General features: G+C 67.7%; 4 protein-coding genes. 3 read left to right on the plus strand and 1 reads right to left on the minus strand.

What is annotated here, in order from left to right; translation table 11 throughout:
- The coding region (locus tag D7W79_RS44645; protein WP_208729976.1) for a hypothetical protein at positions 1 to 263 on the minus strand (263 nt) is incomplete at its 3' end.
- A 29-nt stretch (positions 264 to 292) separates the two neighbouring features.
- Here D7W79_RS44645 and D7W79_RS40640 point away from each other — a divergent pair.
- From D7W79_RS40640 to D7W79_RS40650, 3 genes are all read left to right on the plus strand, one after another.
- The gene (locus D7W79_RS40640) at positions 293 to 1,045 is read left to right on the plus strand and encodes an SGNH/GDSL hydrolase family protein (protein WP_244222252.1); all 753 of its coding nucleotides are present in this window, start codon (positions 293 to 295) and stop codon (positions 1,043 to 1,045) included.
- A 371-nt stretch (positions 1,046 to 1,416) separates the two neighbouring features.
- Complete coding sequence (locus D7W79_RS40645) at positions 1,417 to 2,637, plus strand: hypothetical protein (RefSeq protein WP_120530562.1); 1,221 nt, start codon at positions 1,417 to 1,419, stop codon at positions 2,635 to 2,637.
- 28 nt (positions 2,638 to 2,665) lie between these two features.
- Positions 2,666 to 2,911: a hypothetical protein gene (locus D7W79_RS40650; RefSeq protein WP_120530563.1), complete on the plus strand. Its 246-nt coding sequence runs from the start codon at positions 2,666 to 2,668 to the stop codon at positions 2,909 to 2,911.
- The last annotated feature ends 101 nt before the right edge of the window (positions 2,912 to 3,012 follow it).

The following is a 3,012-nucleotide window of genomic DNA, read 5'->3' on the forward strand; positions in this document are numbered from 1 at the left end:
GGCGCAGGGGAGGGGCCAAGGCCCTGTGGATCCACCGCGCGCGCCAGGTCCGCCTCCTCGCCGGAGAGTCTGCCCTTGCAATCCCATTCCATCCTGGCGCTCCCTGCTGGCGTGCACCGCGATGCGAGGGCAATGCCCAGGACCAACACCGCGAGCCGCAGGGACATGCGAAGTGGCTTCAATGCCACATCCCTGTTTGGGGCCTGGATGACGGTCTTCCAATGAAACAGGCCTGGTTGCGGTTCTGGGGGGATGGAGTTCATGAACAGGACTCCTGGAGGGGGGCTTTTTGATGCATCGGAGGATGAACCAGGTGGGGTGCGCGCTGGGCGTGGCGCTGCTGGGAATGCTCGGCTGCGGCGGCACGCTGGAAGGGGACTCGCTGGAGGCGTTGGGCACGGAGGCGGCGGGGGTCACCGCGCTGGTGCCGAAGAAGGTGATGCCGCTGGGCGACTCCATCACCCAGGGGGCGGCGGGGCGCGGCAGCTACCGGTGCCAGCTCTGGCGCAAGCTGACCAGGAAGGGCTACAGGGCGGACTTCGTGGGCACCCTGTCGACGGGCTACCTGGGGGAGAACACCTGCTCCTCGGCCTGGTTCGACCGCGACCATGAGGGCCACTGGAGCTGGCGGGCGGATCAGGTGCTCGCGAACATCTCCAACTGGGCCGCGAGCACGCGTCCCGACCTGGTGCTCATCCACCTGGGCACCAACGACACGTACTATGACCAGACAGAGGACAGCACCGTGTCGGAGCTGGAGCAGATCATCGACCGGCTGCGCGTGGTGAACCCCCGGGTAAAGGTGTTCCTGGCGCAGATCATCCCCACCTCGGGCGCCAGTCTGTCGCTGAAGCTCCAGTCCCTCAACCAGCGCATGCCCGGGCTGGCCGAGGCCAAGAGCACGCAGGACTCGCCTGTCTACGTGGTGGACCAGTGGACCGGCTTCACCCCCTCGACGGACACGTATGACGGGATCCATCCGAATCTCATTGGTGAGGAGAAGATGGCGGAGCGCTGGTTCCAGGCCATCCGCGCGCACCTCTGAGGTCCCCCGCGCCGTGCGGGTGCGTGAGACCCGCTGGGAGGGCACCGGCAGCGGCGTCATCGCCGTGCCCGCCCGCGTGCACCACGGCTGGGTGGAGCTCGAGCGGCCGGATTGCTTCGCGCCCGAGGACCTCGAGTCCGTCATCCCGACGCCGGACCAGACTCCCGCGACGAGCGCCTCGCCGCCTTCGAGGCCGAGACGGCGCGCCTCACGCGCATCGGACCGCCGGTTGACGGCGGCATGGGCATGTAATCCCCTTCCGCACAGCCCTCGCCAGGCGGCTGCTCGGAGAACCCGCGTTTCCGGTAGCATGGGGGACAGAACCTCCCGGCCTCTTGGGGATGCCGGGCGAGCTTCTCCAGGATCGAATCATGACCCGTCGCATTGGGGGCGCCGGAACAGGCCCATCGCCGCTCTCGCGGTCCGCAGGTACACCTCCTCCTCCGCCCAAGGCGGCGCAGAAGAACACGGCCGCGACCGAGCCCAGCGACCTCCGCGAGGCCCGCTACGAGAGCCGCTTCGAGGAGGCGGACACCGCCCGTCCCAAGCCCCAGGCGGAGGGTGCCAAGGCCGGTGCCACGGCCGGCGCCAGGGCCGGTGCCGGGGCGAGCCAGGACACCACGAAGCTGGGCGCGGACGTCCGCAAGACCCTGGATGAGCAGCTCGCGCTCCATCCGAAGAACAGCGCGGCCTGCAAGACGCTCAACGCGCTCGCGGCGTCTCCCGGCTTCCAGGGGATGAAGCCGGCGGATCAGCAGAAGCTGCTGCGCTACGTGGGCGGCACCAACCGCGACCTGTCCGGGCCCGCGCGCGCGGCGCTGGACAAGAAGCTGGGCACCGACGCCTACAAGAAGGCGGACGCGGGCAAGCAGACCGCGCAGCTCCAGAAGTTCCTCACCGACCAGCCCGCCACGCCAGACGTGGTGTCGCCCCAGAAGGATGCCTTCAAGGACAAGCGGCTGCCCTACACGCTGCACGGGCCCACGAAGGCGAAGGACATCGAGTTCCAGAGCGGCAAGGCCGACGCCGTGAAGTACGAGGTGGAGGTGGACGGCAGGAAGATCCCCGTCTACCTGCCCAAGAAGATGGACAAGACCTCCACCCACAGCATCGACGAGGTGGCCAAGGGGCTCGCCGCGCTGCCCAAGTCCAGCCGCGCGCTCGTGAAGGAGGTGCTGGTCGAGGGCAAGCCGAACCCCGACGACGCCTACTGGGCCAAGGAGTACAACGATCCCAACTTCTCCTCGTACATGACGGCTGGCGCCGACGGCGTCATCAATGTCTATCCGAGCAAGCCGAAGCAGTCCCAGGACTACCTCGACGGCACGATGATCCACGAGACGGGCCACACGCTCTCCATGAAGACGTGGGGCTCCGACGACAGCGACAAGCGCTGGGATGGCTGGAAGGCCGCGGTGAAGAGCGACGGCATCGTGCCTTCGAAGTATGCGAAGGCATCCGTGGGCGAGGACTTCGGCGAGACGCTCCAGCTCTACCAGCAGGTGAAGGGGACGTCGCAGGAGGCGGAGGTCCGGGCGATGATGCCCGAGCGCTTCAAGATCATCGACTCACTGATCGCTGGGAAACCGTGACGCGCGGAAACGAGAGGAACTTCAAGTCATGAGTGAGCCCAAGCATCCGGGGACCATCCAGTTCGTCGATGGCGCGACGAAGGAAGTCACCAAGACCGTCGACGCCAAGGAGGTCCCCCCCTCCATCCGCTTCGCGAAGAACGAAGCGGGCGAGCTGGTACCCGTCGTGAAGATCGTTGCCTTCCAGGAAGGCGACCGGCGGACCCTGCGGGAGTACGGACCGGAGGGGCAGTTCCTCCGCTCCACGGTGCAGGTGCGGAACCCCTCCCGGTGAGCCGGGGAAGGGCACACGCCTCGCGCAGCCCCTTCGCGGCGCTGGTGGTCGCCAGCGCCCTCGCCTGTGCCCGCCCCACGGCCTGTCACTTATACACATCT

Origin of the sequence: Corallococcus exercitus, from assembly GCF_003611585.1 — a bacterium.
In the GTDB taxonomy this organism is placed as follows: Bacteria; Myxococcota; Myxococcia; order Myxococcales; family Myxococcaceae; genus Corallococcus; species Corallococcus exercitus.

Bases quoted from the DNA above. Each gene is read 5' to 3' on its own strand.
- D7W79_RS40640 (WP_244222252.1), top strand. From the start codon at position 293: ATGCATCGGAGGATGAACCAGGTGGGGTGCGCGCTGGGCGTGGCGCTG.
- D7W79_RS40645 (WP_120530562.1), top strand. From the start codon at position 1,417: ATGACCCGTCGCATTGGGGGCGCCGGAACAGGCCCATCGCCGCTCTCG.
- D7W79_RS40650 (WP_120530563.1), top strand. From the start codon at position 2,666: ATGAGTGAGCCCAAGCATCCGGGGACCATCCAGTTCGTCGATGGCGCG.